This window comes from Rhodococcus sp. AC861 (assembly GCF_979256035.1).
The window spans coordinates 1-240 of sequence record NZ_CEEDMW010000099.1 but is presented as its reverse complement, the minus strand read 5'-3'; the positions used below and the strand labels follow the sequence as shown (position 1 = coordinate 240).

Here is a 240-nt window from a genome sequence, read left to right as displayed (position 1 = left end):
GGGCGCACCGGCAACCGCTGCGCGCTCTCGGCCTCGGAGCCGCGACCCTCGGCGACATCGCGATGATCGACCCCGCCGACGACCGACGGTTCACCCTCGGCGCGTCGTCGTTCGCGGTGATGCAGGGCTGCTGGTCGATCCTGCTGTCCCGCAACGGCTCCCGGCCACACCGTGCCGACGTCGGACCGCGCGTACTCGGATGGGCTGTCGGCGCGGTGTGGCCGGGAGCCGTTGCGGTAC

General features: G+C 73.3%; 1 pseudogene. It reads left to right on the top strand.

Annotation, left to right across the window (positions count from 1 at the left end):
- Positions 1 to 240, top strand: a pseudogene (locus AC0IX4_RS23305) (hypothetical protein); the annotation flags it as partial.